The sequence below is a fragment of the Lacunisphaera limnophila genome, from assembly GCF_001746835.1.
GTDB classification, from domain to species: Bacteria; Verrucomicrobiota; Verrucomicrobiia; order Opitutales; family Opitutaceae; genus Lacunisphaera; species Lacunisphaera limnophila.
The window spans coordinates 2,703,726-2,719,070 of record NZ_CP016094.1 but is presented as its reverse complement, the minus strand read 5'-3'; the positions used below and the strand labels follow the sequence as shown (position 1 = coordinate 2,719,070).

The 15,345-nt window shown below is 67.0% G+C and carries 11 protein-coding genes; 2 read left to right on the top strand and 9 right to left on the bottom strand.

Annotation, left to right across the window (positions count from 1 at the left end; all coding sequences use genetic code 11):
* Nucleotides 1–62: 62 nt before the first annotated feature.
* Together Verru16B_RS11305 and Verru16B_RS11300 are read right to left on the bottom strand one after the other, a co-directional pair.
* Nucleotides 63–2,342 carry a cation:proton antiporter gene (locus Verru16B_RS11305; RefSeq protein WP_069962384.1) on the bottom strand — a complete coding sequence of 760 codons (2,280 nt, stop codon included), beginning with the start codon at nt 2,340–2,342 and terminating at the stop codon, nt 63–65.
* Between the two features lie 64 nt (nt 2,343–2,406).
* Nucleotides 2,407–3,738, bottom strand: coding sequence for a PIG-L deacetylase family protein (locus Verru16B_RS11300; RefSeq protein WP_083270292.1), 1,332 nt, complete (start codon nt 3,736–3,738; stop codon nt 2,407–2,409).
* 89 nt (nt 3,739–3,827) lie between these two features.
* Here Verru16B_RS11300 and Verru16B_RS11295 point away from each other — a divergent pair, with 89 nt between their 5' ends.
* Entirely contained in the window at nt 3,828–4,856 is a 1,029-nt protein-coding gene (locus Verru16B_RS11295) for a DUF3500 domain-containing protein (RefSeq protein WP_083270291.1), read from the top strand.
* Nucleotides 4,857–4,865: 9 nt separating this feature from the next.
* Here Verru16B_RS11295 and Verru16B_RS11290 read toward each other — a convergent pair whose 3' ends face one another.
* Nucleotides 4,866–5,165, bottom strand: coding sequence for a helix-turn-helix domain-containing protein (locus tag Verru16B_RS11290; protein ID WP_069962382.1), 300 nt, complete (start codon nt 5,163–5,165; stop codon nt 4,866–4,868).
* 418 nt (nt 5,166–5,583) lie between these two features.
* On the opposite strand from Verru16B_RS11290, the gene Verru16B_RS11285 reads away from it, so the two are divergent.
* Nucleotides 5,584–5,841, top strand: coding sequence for a hypothetical protein (locus Verru16B_RS11285; RefSeq protein WP_069962381.1), 258 nt, complete (start codon nt 5,584–5,586; stop codon nt 5,839–5,841).
* A gap of 92 nt (nt 5,842–5,933) precedes the next feature.
* On the opposite strand, the gene Verru16B_RS11280 is transcribed toward Verru16B_RS11285, so the two are convergent.
* The 6 genes from Verru16B_RS11280 to gmd all read right to left on the bottom strand — a co-directional run bounded on the left by Verru16B_RS11280 (nt 5,934) and on the right by gmd (nt 15,300).
* Nucleotides 5,934–10,040, bottom strand: coding sequence for a LysM peptidoglycan-binding domain-containing protein (locus tag Verru16B_RS11280; protein ID WP_169829290.1), 4,107 nt, complete (start codon nt 10,038–10,040; stop codon nt 5,934–5,936).
* 48 nt (nt 10,041–10,088) lie between these two features.
* Nucleotides 10,089–11,507 carry a hypothetical protein gene (locus tag Verru16B_RS11275; RefSeq protein ID WP_069962379.1) on the bottom strand — a complete coding sequence of 473 codons (1,419 nt, stop codon included), beginning with the start codon at nt 11,505–11,507 and terminating at the stop codon, nt 10,089–10,091.
* A gap of 95 nt (nt 11,508–11,602) precedes the next feature.
* Nucleotides 11,603–12,746 (bottom strand): peptide chain release factor 2 gene (gene prfB, locus Verru16B_RS11270; RefSeq protein ID WP_169829289.1). Its coding sequence is split into 2 segments (ribosomal slippage): nt 11,603–12,673 and nt 12,675–12,746, totalling 1,143 coding nucleotides; the frame shifts between segments, so codons are not numbered across the junction.
* A gap of 62 nt (nt 12,747–12,808) precedes the next feature.
* The gene (locus tag Verru16B_RS11265) at nt 12,809–13,162 is read right to left on the bottom strand and encodes a DUF4870 domain-containing protein (protein ID WP_069962378.1); all 354 of its coding nucleotides are present in this window, start codon (nt 13,160–13,162) and stop codon (nt 12,809–12,811) included.
* Between the two features lie 88 nt (nt 13,163–13,250).
* On the bottom strand, nt 13,251–14,186 hold the full coding sequence (locus Verru16B_RS11260) for a GDP-L-fucose synthase family protein (protein WP_069962377.1): 936 nt from the start codon (nt 14,184–14,186) through the stop codon (nt 13,251–13,253).
* Nucleotides 14,187–14,283: 97 nt separating this feature from the next.
* Nucleotides 14,284–15,300 (bottom strand): GDP-mannose 4,6-dehydratase, encoded by a 1,017-nt coding sequence (gene gmd / locus Verru16B_RS11255; protein WP_069962376.1) that lies wholly within the window; start codon nt 15,298–15,300, stop codon nt 14,284–14,286.
* Nucleotides 15,301–15,345: the final 45 nt, after the last annotated feature.

Genomic DNA, 15,345 nt, shown 5'->3' with positions numbered 1-15,345 from the left:
TTGCCCCAACCGCCCTCGCCAGGCGATCCCGCGGATGCGGGACCGGCCCTGCATAATTACCCCTACCCCCGCAGCGTCGCCTTGAACGCCGCGATCTGGTCCGGGCTGCCCAGGACGAGCACGTCGTCCCCGGTGTAGAGCTTTTCCTCTCCGCTCGGGTTGAGGATGCGACGACCGGCGCGGTTGATGCCCGCCACTTGGAGGCCGAACGCCTTGCCCAGCGCAATATCGGCGAGCGTGCGGTCGTGCAGCCCGCTGCCCGGCGGCAGCTCCACGGACTCCATGCGCACCTCGTCAAAGTTCGACACCACGGGGGCCCCGGAGGCCCGCTGCAGAAACTCCTTGCCCGCCGCCACCTGCTCGGGATCGCCCAACAGCAGCACCTTGTCGCGGGGATACAGGACCATGGCGCCAACCGGATTGCCGACCATGACACCCTGCCGCTCCACCCCCGCCACGGTGCAGCCAAACCTGGTCCGCAGCGCCAGCTCGCCGAGCGTGCGCCCGCGGGCATCCGCCATGTCAGGCAGCACACAGTCGGTCAGGGCCAGGCGCCACTCGCTGTGCGGGGCCATCCACGGCGCCGTGGTGCCGGTGAACTTCTGGTCGCCGCGCTCCAGCATTTCCTGCAGTTCGACCTCCAGCATGCTGTGCCAGTAGATCAGCCGCCGCCGCATCAGCAGCAGGCCCAGCAAGATCACGATCAACACCAGGGCCGGCAGCCAGCGCGCCACGCCGCTGACCGGCAGGATGGCATTCAGCCAGAGTAGCAGCAGGAGCCCGGCGCCGAGCTTCAGGCCCGTCTCCACCACGGGCGCCAGCTTGGCCGACTTCGGGTGCCCCTGTGTGCTCACCTGCGCGATCAACATGGCCATCGCCGACGTGTTCCGCCAGATGGCCACCAGCGGCGCCAGTGCCACCAGGACCAACACACTCCAGAAGATGACCTCCGCGCCCCGGGGGAACCGGCTGTGCACCGGCAGGTAATCGCGCACCAGGCCGAACATCTGCTCGGAAAAGACCACCAACCCCGTCACCAGGAGTATCTCCAGCGTGATCTGGATCACGCGCTTGCGACTCAGCTGCCACAGCACGCTCCGCTTCTGCATCTGGGACAGCCGGTCCAACAGGCGGCCGTAGTACCCCAGCCAGCCCTCCAGCCACGCGGGCTGCCGGGCCGCGACCCATTCGCTGAGGTCACCGGAGCGCCGCGTCAGCAGCGGCGCGGCGATCGCCGTGACCAGCGAGAGGCCGACCGCCACCGCCCCGAAGTTGGCCGGCACCACCCCCGCGGCCACGCCGAGCTGGGCAATGATGAAGGAAAATTCGCCGATCGGCGTGATGATGAGGCCGACTCGAACCGCATCGCGCAGCTTCACCCCTGTGACCAGCATGGCCACCGTGCCGCCGAGCGGGCGAGCCACCAGCGCCAGGGCCGAGGCCCCCAGCACCAGCAGCCAGGACTGGCCGAGCAGCTTCACGTCGATCTGCATGCCGATGGAGACAAAGAACACGGCGCTGAACATGTCGCGCGCCCCTTCGAAAACACGGTCGATCTGCGCGCGCTGCGGGGTCTCGGCAATGATGGAACCCAGGATGAAGGCGCCCATGGCCAGCGAATAACCCGCCTCCTGCGCCGTGAGCGCCAGGCCGAGCATCATGCCCGCCACCACCAGGGTCTGCAGCTCTTCGCTCGCCGTCTCGCTGAGTTTGCGCAGGATCCACGGCACCGCCAGCAGGCCGATCACGCCGGCCAGAGCCACGAAGGCGCTCAGCAACCCCAGCGTCTCCCCGACCTTCGCCTCACCCATGCCGCCCAGCAGCACGACGGAGTTGAGCAGTGCCAGCGTGATGACCGCGACCACGTCCTCCAGCACGGTGATGCCCATCGCCATCTGGCCGGCCTTCTCGTGGGTGAGGCCCGTTTCCTGCAGCACCTTGCTGATGATTGCTGAGGACGAGACGATCAGCATTGCCCCGAAAAACACCGCGGTCGAGCCGCTGAAGCCCAGCAGCGGCGAGCCGAGCCGGGAAAGGTTGTAGACGATCAACGCGGTCACCGCCGTGGCCACGACCAGGGGCAGGCCCAGGCGGCGCAGTTTCCGCAGGCTGAGCTTCATGCCGATGGAGAACATCAGGAACACCAACCCCACCTGCGCGAGTGTCTCGATGCGGCCTGCGTCCGTGACGAGGGAGAACGGCGGGGTGAACGGACCGATGACCATGCCGGCGGCCAGGAAACCCACGATCACGGACAGGCCCACCCGGTGGCAGGCCCAGCCGACCAGGCCGGCCACCATCATGACGACCGCGAGATCCTTGATGAAATCAATGCCCTGCATAGTGCGTGTTGCCGTCTACCACGGCAGAGCCCGCAGGCAGGTCAAGCCCCGGACGCCGGGAATCTCACCGCGGGGCGAGGAACGCGTCGCGCAAACGGAACGCCTCCTCCCGCGTGACCACGAAGTACAGCTCGTTGGGCCGCGGGCCGCGGCGGTAATAGTCGTAATCGGCCCACGCCTCGCGATCGCTCTCGCTCACCGGCGTGCCGTCGCGCAGGTCGAAGGCCCGCAGGTCGTGCATGCCCTCCAACGCGACCAGCTTCAGCTTTTGTTCGAAGGGTGAAAGCGGATGGGAGTAGAGCCGTCGGAAGAACAACCCACCGTGGCTGGTGGGCGGCAGGCCGCTCATGGCGTCACGGTCACCCAAGGGCCATGCCTCGTTTTCCAACGCGTGATTGGTGTAGAGATAGAGCTCGCAGGCGCCCGGCCAGCGGGCCAGGGCGTCGATCAGCGCGATGGTGGTGAACTGATGGTCGGCGTGGTTGTCGAGCAGCGGATGCGGCGCGACGATGACTTCCGGCCGGACCCGCTCCAGTTCCCACACCAGGTCATTCACCAAGGCTTCCCAAGTTCCGTGAAATGGCCGGTCCCGCAGGGCGGGATCGACGTTCAGCTTCCGGTAATAACCCGGATCCTCAAGCGCGGCCAGCAGGGGCGGCACAACGGCCGCCGGGGCAGCCTGCAGGCGCTTGAGCGTGGCGTCATAGTAGCCGAGATTGCGCGCCTTGCCCGGATACACGCCGCCATAAAAGGGCACGCTGATGCTGTCCCAAGTGCGGATCCAGCCTTTCACCCGGTAGTGCTCCGCCGGTTCGGTGAACAGCACCTTGAAATTGTCGCCGCCCGCATCCCCGGAGGTCACGGTGATCACATCGGCCTGCGTCTGCCGGTAGACGCCGAACGCCGCGATCTCGGCATCATCAGGATGCGGCGCCAGCACCAGAACCCGGCGACCCGCCAGCGGGGCGTTGCGATAGGTGAAGAGGCGAGCCGGACCGGGCGACCACGTCAACCCGGTGCCAGTCAGGGCGACCCGTCCCCCTTCGGCCTTCACCAGCGGGCTCACATCCAAAAACCGGCGGCCCCGGGTCTCGGCCTCGAAAACCTGCCGGACCGCCAGCGCACCGCGCACCGCCTTGAGCCCCGGGTTCTGGCCCGGGCTTGCCGTGAGCGATATTTCTAAAAAGACGGTGTCGGCGGGAGCCAGATCAGCGGGCCAGTCAAAGCCCGTCGCGTCCAGCTGGACGGTCCGCCCGTTGGTCTCGGTGGCTCCGAGGTCGTACGCGTAGTCGCCTTGCGGCGCAAAATGCGGTCGCTGGGCCACCAGCGAAACCGCCAGCAAACCAGAGCAAAGACCGGCCAATACCAGCCTGAGGCCAAGGGGTGAGTGGCTCATACCCCTACTCGGCCAGTGGTCGGGCCGGTTGGCAAGGCGAAGCGCCAGCCCACGCTTGCCCGGCCCGCCCCGGGCTGCCACGGTGCGCCATGCCCCGCCCCACCCTGATCGCCGCCCTGCTGCTGCTGGGCCTCACCGCCGCCCGTGCCCACTCCGAACCCTCCCCGGCGCAGGAGATGGCCGTCGCCGCCCGCGCCTGGCTCGACTCGCTGGCCCTCCCGCAACGTCAGCAGGCGGTCTACCCGCTGGCGGACGCGGAGCGGGAAAACTGGCACTTCGTCCCCCGCGACCGCCACGGTCTGCCGCTGAAAAGCATGTCGCCCGCCCAACAACAACTGGCCCGCCAGCTGGTCGCCGCCGGCCTGAGCGAGCGCGGGTTGCTGACCACCGACGCCATCATCGCGCTGGAGGACGTGCTGTTCGCCATGGAAGGAGCAACCCGCCGCGATCGGGGGCTCTATTATTTCACCGTCTTTGGCGTGCCCGACGACCACGGCACCTGGGGGTGGCGGCTCGAGGGCCATCACCTTTCGGTCAACATCCTGATCGCCGATGGCTCCCGGATCGCCGTCACCCCGATGTTCTTCGGCTCCAACCCGGCCGAGGTGCGCATCACGCACGCCCAGCAGGGCCGGCGCGCGCTGGCGGCCGAGGAAGACCTGGGCCGCAGCCTGGTGCGGTCCCTCGACCCGGAGCAGCTGACCGTCGCACTCATCGCCGACCACGCCCCGGCGGACATCATCACCGGCAACGATCGCGAGGCACAGCTCGCCCACCCAACCGGCCTGCCCTTCGCCTCGATGACGCCCGCCCAGCAGGAACACTTGCGCGCCCTGGTCGCCGTCTACGCCGGCCGCCTGCGCCCCGAGATCGCCACCGCCGAGCTCCAGCGGATCGCGGACCGGGGCTGGCATCAGGTGCATTTCGCCTGGGCCGGGAGCCTGACCCCGCGGCAGCCCCATTATTACCGCATCCACAGCCCGGACTTCGTCATCGAGTACGACAACATCCAGAACGACTCGAACCACATCCACACCACGTGGCGTAACTTCACCGGTGATTTCGGCCGCGACCTCCTCCGGGAACACCGCGAGCACGACCACGCGGCGGGAAAATAACCGCGCCCCTCAGCGCGGCAGCACGATCTCAATCTTCACCCGGCAACCCAGCGCGGCGGCCGTCCGGGCCAGCGTGGTCAGGGTCAGGGAGGTGTTCAACGGATCGAAAACCCGGTTCACCGCGGCCCGGCTGGTCCCCAGCTCCCGCGCCAGCTCGGAAACCGTCAGGCCCAGGCGTTCCATCCGCTGCGTCAGCGCCGCGGCGACCACATGCTTCATGGCATTGGCCTCGACATCCCCATACAGGCCTTCTTCCCGCAGGTATTCGGTGGATGTGGTCTCAAAACGCTTCAGTTTGTCCTCTTTCATGCCCCAAGTGGATCATTTTTGATCCACTTGGCCGAGCCCAAATGCGGCATGAAAAGATTTTTTCCAGCTCACCACTTGCATAAAATGACCGTTTGCAGCGATTTGGCGGGGCCAACCTGATAACTTCAGTCGCGAATCAAAGATTTTTCTGGCCAGCCGCGCCGGAGTTTGCACGCTCCGCCTTGCATCAGGAAAGGATCGGCCGAAAGCGGTCGGTTCTGCCAACCGGGTCTAGGAGTGATCACGGTGGTTTCGAGTGACGCAAGTCACCCGGATGTGAGAGGGGTCAAACCCTCTAACAAAAAACTCCTCCTAAAAAAGCGAAAAGCCGCCTGATGCCCTCAGGCGGCTTTCGTTTTTTCCGGAAAAACCCTGATGCGCGAACGATTAACCCACAACCGCTAACCGCTCACGCATCATGTCAACCCTCCTCACCCTCGCCTCCCTTCGCATCAGCGAAGCGAACCCCAACCACCACCTGTGGAACAACAACGGGACGTGGTTTCTCCACTACACCGTCTATCCGACCCCCTTCACCAAGGAGCGCATCCGCCGCTCCCTCGGCACGAAGGACGTCAAGGTGGCCCGCGAGCGCCGCGACAACTTCTTCAGCCTGCTGGCCAAGCAGAACTCCAGCCTGGTGCCGGTGGCCGAGCAGACGACCGCCTTCGCCTAATCTGCGACCAGCCTCTCCCCTTCTCCCAGGCGCGCCACCCGGCGCGCCTTTTTTTCGACCGGAGCGGCCGTCCATGACCGCCCTGCCTGGGATCAGGGGATCCGCAGCTGCATGCCGACGCGGAGCGCACTGCTGCCCTGCAGGACATCGCGGTTGGCCTGAAAGATTTCCTGCCAGCGGTTCGGCGTGCCATAGTACCGCAGGCTGATGCGGGACAGCGAATCCCCCTCGGCCACGGTATGGGTGCGCCCCTCGTTAGCCGGGACGGGCAGCGGGCGCACGGGCGGGGTCCCGCCTGCGGCAATGGTGGAAGCCGGGGTGCCGAGCCGGGCCGCCGCGGCGATCTGGTCCAGCGTGCCCTGGGCCTGGTTGAGTCGCGCCACGAGGGCGCCGTTCTCGGTGCGCAACTGGGTGATAATCGCCTGCCGTTCGCGTTCCTGAGCGGCGTAGGACTCGGTTAGGCGGGCCTGACCGCTGCGGGCCGCCTCCACCTCCCGTCGCACTTGCGCCAGCTGTGCCGCCAGCGCATCGACGTTCTGCTGGCCGCCGCGTTCCGCCTCGGTCCGCAGTTGCTCGGCGGTCCGCACTGATTGGGTCAGGCGGGCGATGTCGGCGCGGTACGAATCCACGAGCCGGCGCATGTCCTCGCGTTCCTGCTCGAGCCGCTGGTTGGTCTGGGTGAGCTCGGCCACGGACTCCGTGTGGTTCGCATCGGCTTGTTCCGCCGCGGCCACGCGGGCCTGCAGCGCGGCCAGGTCGGCCCCGCTCTTTTCTGCCACCTGCTGGCTCGCCAGTAATTGCTGGTTCAGCTCCGCGTGGACCTTTTCCAATTCCTCATGGTCGCGCTGGAGGGTCACCAGCTGGCCGCCCACGGCCTCGAGGCGCTCCTGCAAGGCCAGTTTCTCGTCGCTGAGGCCGGGCAGGACCTTGGCGACCTGCCGGGCGTCGGCCAGCTCGGCTCGCAGGCCGTCGCGCTCGCCCGTGGCGGCGCGGAGCTCCGCGACCTGCTGCGCCGCCTGCCGGCGCATTTCCTCGTTGGCCGCAGTCAGCTCGCGCACGCGGCCCTCCAGGCCGGCCACCGCGTCGCGATCCGCCGCAGTCTCGCTCTCCTTCGCCGACAACAGCGCGCGGTTGGCCTCGGTGAGCGAGCGGTTGGTCTCGCGCGTGCGCTGCAGCTGGGCGGCCAGTGTCGTGATCTCACGCGCTGCGCCGCTCCTCTCCTCCTCCACCTGCGTCTCCAACTGCTTCAGGCGCGCGTTGAGGGTGCTGATCTCCATCTGATAGGCATCCGGGCTGGCGGCGCTCTCGGCCTGCGACTGGGCAGCCAGGGCCGCGGCCACGGACTTCTGGGCGTTGTCGAGATCCTGCTCCAGTTTCTGGTTTTCGGCGGTAAGCTCGGTCACCGCGGCGGTGAGTTTCTCCACGGTGCGGTTGGCCTCGTCGCGGTCGGCCATGACCCGATTCTGGTCATCCGTGCCGCGGGTGCGCACGGTCAGCGCCTCGGCCAGGGCCTGCTCCAGGTCGGCGACCCGGGCCTGCGCGGAGGCCAGGTCCCGCCGGCTGTCCCCCAGCGCGGTCGTGAGATTCTCCAACTCCCGGGTCGACGCCGCGTCCGGGGTGCGGGCGGCGGTGGTGCGGGCCAGCTCGGCGGTGAGTCGGCTGTTGCTTTCGCGCAGCGTGGTGAGTTCGGCAAGATCCTGCCGGGCTTGGGCCAACTCGTCGCGGAGTGCGGCTTGCGCGTCCCCCTGTCGGGCTGCGGCCGCGAGCTCGCCTTCCAGCCGCTGGTTGGCGGCGGTCAACTCGGCCGTCGTCGCCGCGTTTTTCTCCAAGGCCTGGTTGGCTTGAATCAGCTCACGGCGGAGACTGTCGGTCGTCGCGGCCGCCCCCTGCGCGAGGTTGAGCTGGCCCTGCAAATCCGTGTTGGCGGCGGCCAGGATTTCGGCCCGGCGGTCCGCGGCAGCCAGCGCTGTACGCAACCGGTCGAGTTCGGGCCCCGCCTCGACCTCGGTGGTCCGGGCGGCGGCAAGTTCCTGCTCCAGCGCCTCGATCCGGGCGCGCGTCGCCGCCCCGCCCTGTTCCTGCTCGGCCAGCGCCGCGGCCAGCCGGCGGTTTTCCATCCCCAACTCCTCAGTCCGGGACCGGCTCGCCGCGAGTTCCTGTTGGAGGTTGGTCAGTTGATCATTGGACACCGTCTGGCTGGCGGCCTGGCGTAATTGTGTTTCGGCGCGCGCCAGCCGCTCGGTCAGCGCCTGATTGTCGGCCGTCAGCGCCGCGACGTCCCGGAGGTGCCGGGCCTGGGCTTGGTCCTGCTCCACCAGCCGGGCCTGGAGATCTTCCAGCTGGCGACGGAGCGCGGCCTCGTTTTCGCCGGCCCCGCGGGAGGCGGCCAGCGCCTCCGTGGCTTTCTGTTCCCAGCTCGTTGCCTTGGTTTCCAGGGCGGCTTTCTCCTCCAGCAATCCGGTGATGCGTTCACTCAGGGCCATCGCCTCTTGGCGGGCTTGAGCCAGCTGGGGCGCGAGGGAGTCGTCGGTGGTCGGCTTGGGCTGGCTTTCAAGCTCGGCCACCCGGCCGGCAAGGCGACGGTTTTCGTCCTGCAGGCGGGCGGCTTCCTCGGTGGCAGCCTGCACCCGGGTGTTCAAAGCGGTGAGATCAGGCGCCGGCTCGGCCGCGGTGCCGCCGGCCCGGGTCTGGGCCCGGAGCTGCCGGTTGAGGGCGAGCAGTTGCACCGTGGCCCGTTTGACCTCCTCATTAAGGCGGGCGTTATCGCGCTGAAGCGTGGCCAAGGCATTGGCATCCACCGTGGCGGCCGCGGGGGAGGCGTTGGCCGGTTGGGCCGAAGCCAGGGTATCGCGCTCCCGTTGCAGCTGCTGGTTGGCCGCCAGGAGATCGGCATGGGCCGTCTGGAGGGCCTTCAATTCGGAGGTCGCCTCCTCCAGGCGGGCGGAGAGGGTGGCGATGCGGCTTTCGTAGGCGGCCACGTCCACCGCCGGGACCGGGCTCGCCGTGGCCGAACCGGCCGACCGGGCGAGGGCGAGATCATGCTCGGCGTCCTTGACCTGGGCGGCCAGCAGCGCGGCCTGACGCTCGCTCGCCTCCTTGTCGGCGGTGAGGGCTTGGACCTGCTCGGCGAGACGGCTGCTTTGGGCGCGGAGTTGTTCGACCAAGGGGCTGCTACCGCCTGCACGCGCGACCTCGTCCGCCAGACGGGCATTCTCCACCTCGAGCCGCTGGTTGGCCTCCGCCAGGCGGGAATTGGCCTCGCGGGCCTGCGCGAGGGCGCTGCTGAGCTCGCCGACTCGCGCATCTCCGCCGGTTGCGGCCGGCGGGGCGCCGGCGGGAAGGGCGACCGGGGCGGCGCTGACGACCCGGGCACCGCCGGCCTGCTGGGCCGCGGCCAGTTGCTCCGGCGTCAGGGTGGCGGCCAACGCATCCCGGGCCTCGGGGGTGGCGCCATTTTGCACGGCGCGGCTCAGCCACACGTAGGCCTGGATCGGATCGCGACTGATGCCGTCCCGCCCTTCGGCGAGCAGCACCCCGTAGTTGACTTGCGCGGGGGCAAAACCCTGTTCCGCCGCCGCCCGGTAAAGCAGGGCGGCGGTGGCGGCATCCTTGGCCACACCCCGCCCTTCCTCGAGCAGCAGCGCGTAATTGTATTGGGCGCGGGGGTACCCGCGTTCCGCGGCCGTCCGATACCAGCGGGCGGCGAGCCCATCATCCTTCTTCACGCCCCGGCCCGTCTCGTAGACCAGGCCGAGATTGAACTGCGCCTCGACGAGCCCGTTCTCGGCCGCCTGCTTGTACCAAAGATTGGCCTCGAACAGGTCCTGCGCGATGCCCCGGCCGGAGGCGTACATGTTGCCGACATTGAACTGCGCCGGCGCGAAACCCTGCTCCGCCGACATGAGGTAATACTTGAAGGCCTGCCGCTCGTCCGCCGCCACGCCGCGCCCCAGTTCGTAGGCGAGGCCGAGGTTGAACTGCGCCGGGGCAAAACCCTTGTCCCCCGCCTGCCGGTACCATTTGAAAGCCTCCGCAAAATCCCGGGAAAGTCCGAGCAAGGCATTCGTATGGGCATTGCCCAAGGCGTTCTGGGCCTCCAGATCTCCACCCGTCGCCCGCGTGCGCAGGGTGGCCAGGTCAGGGGCGGGCTGGGCCCGGGCTACGCCGGGAAGCAACAGCAGGCCGAGGAGCAGGCCCACGCTCACTGATGGTATATGCCTAGTTGTCCGGGCGGAAATGCGCACAGGTCAGTTTAAGGGGAAAACCCTACACGGGAGCAAGGCTGCATCGGTCATGCCGTGGATGATTTTCTTGTCCGGCGGGCAGAAGGTGGCGAGGGCACCGGACAAACGCGGCTGGCCGCCCACGACAAAATAATAGGGGCACAGGCGCAGCCGGCCCGCCTTCGGCACGGCCGCGGCCGGACCGGCTCCGGCGGCCTCGTACAACGGATGCATGATCCGCTTCGGCTTCCGGTATTCCTGCAGGAGGTGAAGGTTCGTGGACGCCAGGCTGAGGGCCTGCTCGATGCCGGCCTGCCATTCCTCCCGGGAACAATCGCTGCCCAGCACGACGCTGCGCGCCCCCCAGGCGGTGGGATGGAAGCCGCTGATCTTGATGATCAGGTCGCGCTCCTTCTGCGAGGCGGCGGCCAGCTCCCGCCAGTCGTTGGGCAGGCGGCCGCCGATGACCGGGCCGTCCAGCACGGCGCCCGGTGGCAGCGGCGCAGGATCCATGATCCAGGAACGCGGGATGAGTTTCTGCAACAACTGCCGGGCCCGGCCGCTGAGCGTCTCGGCCCAAAAATCCCGCAACAGGTGGTGGTGGAAAAGCGCCAGGGCCAGCTTCTCCTCCTGAAAGGGACGCATCGGGGGAGCCAGGGCGACGGCCCCGCTCTGCCAGGCTTCGAGGATCTCGCGCCCGATCCGCACATTGGGCCAGTCGAAGAGCTCGTAGAACCGGTAGATGACATCGATTTTCTCCGGGGTGCCCTCGACATCGAAGCACAGGTCGCCCCCGAGCGGAAAGACATCCTCGGGTCGCATGCAGAATACCCGGCGGCCGAGCCGCTGCTGCTGCTCGGCCAGCCACTGCATCTCCGGCCGGTAGGTCGCAGCCTCGTCGCTGACGAGGATCGCGATCAGGGGATTGCGCAGGTCCGGTCGCAGCCCGGCGAGGGATTGGTGGAAATTTTCCACCATCGCGTCGCCGTGACCGAGCACCGCCGGATCGTCGGCGCCGCCATACAGCCGGTTGAGAAAGGCCGTGAGGCCGATGCCGCCCGGCACAGAATCCAGTTCGGTCAGGGCAAAGCCCTCGTCGGTCAGCAGCAGGTCGGGCCGCAGCACGGTGGGCAGGGCGCCCCGGTTTTTCGGATCCCGCGCGTGCGCCACCAGGTCGGCCGGCTTGCCGCGGTCGAGGTAGTCGGCCACCCACGGGGCGAGCAGCGGCTTGTTGCGCAGGAGATTCTTCCCGGCCACCGCGCGCAGGTAGAGCGTCTCCAGCGCCTGGTGGAATTCCAGGCAGGCGGCCCCGATCTGTTCCAATTCGCGCACCTGCTCCGGCGTGAGCGGCCACGCCGCGGGCGACAGCTGCCAGGTCTTGTCCTCAAACAGCGGCTGGCCGCTGAGCGCGGTCTTGATCTGCTCGTGCGTGAGGTCGGACATGGGGACGGAGGACGGATTACGGAAAACGGAGGACAGAACTCGGCCGGTCGCAAAACACAACCTGCGCTGCCGCCGCCGTCCGCTGGACTCCGCCTTTAGTCATCCATCTGGATGTCCTTGTTGCGGTGGCGCGGGCAGCCGGCCCGCAGCCAGCCCGTGATGAAGCGGTCGAGATCGCCGTCCAGCACGCCCTGGGTGTCGCTGGTGCTGACGCCGGTCCGCAGGTCCTTCACCATCTGGTAGGGCTGGAGCACATAGCTGCGGATCTGCGAGCCGAAGCCGATCTCGCCCTTTTCCCCGTAGAATTTCTCCATCTCGCTGCGCTGCTCGTCGAGTTTCTTTTCATACAGGCGCGCCTTGAGCACGTTCAGGGCGCTGGCGCGGTTCTTGATCTGGGAACGTTCGTTTTGGCAAACGACCACGGTGCCGGTGGGAATGTGCGTGAGGCGCACGGCGGAGTCCGTGGTGTTGACGCCCTGGCCGCCCTTGCCGGAGGAACGGTAGACATCGGTCCGGATCTCGGACTCGGGAATCTCGATCTGGATGTCCTCGTTGATCTCGGCGACGACGTCCACCGCGCAGAAGGAGGTGTGCCGGCGCTTGTTGGAGTCGAAGGGGCTGATGCGCACGAGGCGGTGCACGCCGCGCTCGGCCTTGGCGTAGCCGTAGGCGTTCTCGCCCTTGATCAGGATCGTCGCCTTGGAGATGCCGGCCTGGTCGCCCGGCTGGACGTCCATCAGCTCGACCGTGAAGCCGCGGCGCTCGCACCAACGGGAATACATGCGGAAGAGGATGTCGGCCCAGTCGTTGGATTCGGTGCCGCCCGCGCCGGCCTGGATGCTGAAGATAGCGTTATTGCGGTCGAACTGGCCGGTGAGGAAGGAGGAGATCTCGATCAGGTCGAGTTCCTCGATCATCGCGGTCACGGTCGTGTCGAGTTCCTTCGCGGCGGCCTCCTGCTCGGCGGGGGTGGCCATCTCGATCAGCTCGATCATGACGGCGGCATCATCCAGCCGCTTGTTGAAGCCCACCAGACCGCCGATGGTCTTTTTCAGGCCGTTCAGCTTGGCGATGTGCTTCTGGGCGCGCTCGTTGTTGTCCCAGAAGGTCGGATCGCCCATCTGGGCCTCCATCGCCTCTATCTCGCGCTGCTTTTGTTCGACGTCAAAGAAACCTCCATAAGTAGCCGGCACGCTTCTTTAGGTTGTCGAGGTGGGAAAAGGTTTCGGGAGCGATCATGGACAGCCCCACCCTTGGCAGCCCGGCCGACTCCGCAAGCGGATTTTGGCCGGGCGCCCGACTCACTCAAAGGCGTTACCAAACCACTTCTGGTATTGCTCGCCAAGGACGGGGACGGGCTTGACCTGGCCGTTGACCGCCGCGAGCAGGCCCATGACCCAAAGGACCAGCAAACCGATCCAGATGAGGGGCAGCGCCACCCAGCCGATGAAGGGGATCACGCCCACCACGCCACCGACCAGACCGGTCAGGATCAGACCCAGCATCTGCCGCAGGTGGTAGGCGCCGAGCTTCGTCTTCTTGCTGCTGTGCATCACGATCGCGACGATGAAACCAATGATGGTGATGTAACTGAGGATGGCGACGGTGCGCTCCTCGGATGTGCCAACGACGGGAGGTGTATCAGAGGTGGACATGGGTTCGATTCGTGAGTCCAGGCGGGATCGCCGGACTACGCCCGCAGACTGGCGCCCACTCCCCTGCCCGTCAACGCCGCCCTTCCGGTTACTGCCGCAGCGTGCCGGCGGCTTTTTCCGCCTGGTAGCTGGCGTGGGCCCGGCGCACGCCCTCCCGCAACCCGATGCGGGCGGTCCAACCAAGCGCGGCCAGCCGCGAGACGTCCATCAGCTTGCGGGGGGTGCCGTCCGGCTTGGTGGCATCCCACACGATCCGGCCCGGGAAGCCCACGGTGTCGGCCACGATCTCGGTGAGTTCCTTGATGGTGACATCCGTGCCGGTGCCGATGTTGATCAGATCGGGCGGATTGGTCTGCCGCAGCAGGAAGGCGCAGGCGTCTGCCAGTTCATCCACGTGGAGAAACTCGCGCTTGGGCGAACCGGTGCCCCAGGCGACGACCTCGGGCCGACCGGCGGCCTTGGCCTCGTCGAACTTGCGGATCAAGGCCGGCAACACGTGCGAGTTCTGCAGGTGGTAATTGTCGCCCGGGCCGTACAGATTGGTCGGCATGCCGGAGTGGTAGAGCACCCCGTGCTGCTTGCGGTAATACTCGCAGAGCTTGAGGCCGGCGATCTTGGCGATGGCGTAGGCCTCGTTGGTCGGCTCGAGCGGACCGGTCAACAGGCAGCTCTCCGGCATCGGCTGCGGGGCGAGCTTCGGGTAGATGCACGAGCTGCCGAGAAACAGCAGGCGCTTTACCCCGGCCTGATAGGCGCCGTGGATGGTGTTCGCCGCGATCGCCAGGTTGTCGAACAGGAAGTCAGCCGGATAGGTGTTGTTGGCGTGGATGCCCCCGACCTTGGCCGCGGCCATGATGACGGTATCGGGTTTTTCCGCGGCGTAGAACGCCGTGACCGCCGCCTGGTTGGTCAGGTCGAGCTCCTTCCGGGTACGCAGGAGGAGGGTGACGCCGGGCTCGGCGGCAAAGCGCCGCACGAGCGCGCCCCCGACCATGCCGTTGTGTCCTGCGATGAAGAGTCTCATATCAGTAGCGGGTAGTGAGTAGCGGGTAGTGAGTAGAAAGCAAATGACCCGGATAACCAGAATGCTCGCTACCCGCTACTCACTACTCGCTGCTTCATCACGGTTTGGGCAGATTCGCGATCTGGGCCTCGCGCTTGGCGAGTTCGAGGTCGGACTCGGTCATGATTTTCACGAGCTCCTTGAACTTCACCTTGGGCTCCCAGCCGAGCTGCTTCTTGGCCTTGGCGGGGTTGCCGATGAGCAACTCGACCTCGGCGGGGCGCTCGTACCGGGCGTCGTAGTTCACGTATTTCTCCCAATCGAGGTTCAGCAGGCCGAAGGTCTCCTGGATGAACTCCTTGACCGTGTGCGTCTCGTTGGTCGCGACCACGTAGTCGTCAGGCTGGTCCTGCTGGAGCATGACCCACATCATCTCGACGTATTCCTTGGCGTAGCCCCAGTCGCGCTGGGCGTCGAGGTTGCCCATGTAAAGCTTGTCCTGCAGGCCCAGCTTGATGCGGGTGGCCGCGCGGGTGATCTTGCGGGTGACGAAGGTCTCGCCGCGGCGCGGGCTCTCATGGTTGAAGAGGATGCCGCTGGAGGCGTGCAGGTGGTAGCTCTCGCGGTAGTTCACCGTGAGCCAGTGCGCATACATCTTGGCGCAGCCATACGGCGAACGCGGCCAGAAAGGCGTGGTCTCCACCTGCGGCACTTCCTGCACCTTGCCGAACATCTCGGAGGAGGAGGCCTGGTAATACCGGCACTTCTTCACCAGTCCGGCCTCGCGGATGGCCTCGAGGATGCGCACGGCGCCGAGACCGACCACATCGCCGGTGTACTCCGGGATGTCGAAGGAGACGCGCACATGCGACTGGGCCCCGAGGTTGTAGATCTCGTCGGGCTGGAGGTCGTAGAGCAGCTTCACCATTTGCACGGAGTCAGCCAGGTCGCCATAGTGCAGGATGAGCTTCACCCCGTTGATATGCGGATCACGGTACAGGTGGTCGATCCGGCTCGTGTTGAAGGTGGAGGCGCGGCGGATGATGCCATGGACCTCGTAGCCCTTGGCGAGCAGCAGCTCGGCCAGGTAGGATCCATCTTGTCCGGTGATGCCGGTGATCAGGGCTTTTTTCATGAGAGATAGAGAGATAGGCGAAGGTTCAGGCCGCAGGCAAGCCGG

Excerpts from the sequence above, each read along its gene's own strand:
- Verru16B_RS11305 (WP_069962384.1), bottom strand. The coding sequence starts at position 2,342 with ATGCAGGGCATTGATTTCATCAAGGATCTCGCGGTCGTCATGATGGTG.
- Verru16B_RS11300 (WP_083270292.1), bottom strand. The coding sequence starts at position 3,738 with ATGAGCCACTCACCCCTTGGCCTCAGGCTGGTATTGGCCGGTCTTTGC.
- Verru16B_RS11295 (WP_083270291.1), top strand. The coding sequence starts at position 3,828 with ATGCCCCGCCCCACCCTGATCGCCGCCCTGCTGCTGCTGGGCCTCACC.
- Verru16B_RS11290 (WP_069962382.1), bottom strand. The coding sequence starts at position 5,165 with ATGAAAGAGGACAAACTGAAGCGTTTTGAGACCACATCCACCGAATAC.
- Verru16B_RS11285 (WP_069962381.1), top strand. The coding sequence starts at position 5,584 with ATGTCAACCCTCCTCACCCTCGCCTCCCTTCGCATCAGCGAAGCGAAC.
- Verru16B_RS11275 (WP_069962379.1), bottom strand. The coding sequence starts at position 11,507 with ATGTCCGACCTCACGCACGAGCAGATCAAGACCGCGCTCAGCGGCCAG.
- Verru16B_RS11265 (WP_069962378.1), bottom strand. The coding sequence starts at position 13,162 with ATGTCCACCTCTGATACACCTCCCGTCGTTGGCACATCCGAGGAGCGC.
- Verru16B_RS11260 (WP_069962377.1), bottom strand. The coding sequence starts at position 14,186 with ATGAGACTCTTCATCGCAGGACACAACGGCATGGTCGGGGGCGCGCTC.
- gmd (WP_069962376.1), bottom strand. The coding sequence starts at position 15,300 with ATGAAAAAAGCCCTGATCACCGGCATCACCGGACAAGATGGATCCTAC.